This is a genomic window from Lentzea aerocolonigenes, assembly GCF_000955955.1.
Taxonomy (GTDB): domain Bacteria; phylum Actinomycetota; class Actinomycetes; order Mycobacteriales; family Pseudonocardiaceae; genus Lentzea; species Lentzea aerocolonigenes_A.
On the sequence record NZ_JYJG01000342.1, the window covers coordinates 1 to 844 of the forward strand.

The 844-nt window shown below is 64.2% G+C and carries 1 protein-coding gene; it reads left to right on the forward strand.

Translation table 11 applies throughout. The features are described 5' to 3' along the window. Positions 1–144 precede the first annotated feature (144 nt). Positions 145–844: DUF222 domain-containing protein (locus UK23_RS36685; protein WP_196778059.1), on the forward strand; the 700-nt coding region annotated here is incomplete at its 3' end.

The window sequence follows — 844 nt, forward strand, 5'->3', positions numbered from 1 at the left end:
TCGCCGAGCTGGGCACGTCATCACCGCTTCTTTGGTTTGCATGAGCTCGGACGGCTCGCTTCGCATCGCCACAATCCTGGGTTCACTCGATGGTGTGCGGGCTGAGCTGCTTTTATGTTGCGATCTTGCGGTAGATTAGAACACGTGAGCGAAACCCGACTTATCCCCACCGACGAGCTGCTGCGCAGCTTTGTCGACTTGGAGAGGGAGAGTCGGATCCGTGATAACGAAAAGATGCGTGTAATTGCCGAGTTGGATCGGCGTGGGGCGGCAGCTGAGCTTGGCTACAGGGATTTGGCGAACGTGTTGCGTGATGCTGTTCGCTGGGATCTTCGTGAGGCTCGGCAATGGGTCGCGAACGCCGCGCTGTTGAACAGCGAGATCACTCCGACCGGCAGCGAACTCGCCCCCGAGCTGCCGGTGACCGCCGCGGCGGTGGCGGAGGGGGCGTTGTCGGTCGAGCATGTCGCGGCGCTCGCGAAGGCGATGGAGCATCTGCCTGCTGAGGCCGAGGCCGCGATGGTGGACTTCGCTCGCGAGCACGTGCCGAGCGCGGTGCCGAAGTTCGGCAAGGAGCTGGCGTACCTGCTCTACCAGAACGATCCGGAGCCTCGCGATCCCGAGCCCGTGCCGTTGGTCAACCAGCACAGGAAGACCTGGAAGAAATCCGGCCAGCTCAAGGTCGAGATGCTGCTCGACACCGTCAGTGGCATGGCCTACGAAGCGGCACTCGACCCGCTGGCCAAACCCCGCCCGGAGACCGCCGAGGGCCCGGACCTGCGTTCGCGCTCCGAACGCGAGGGTGACGCCTTCGCCGAGCTGGTCAACCTGGTGCTGCGCGCCG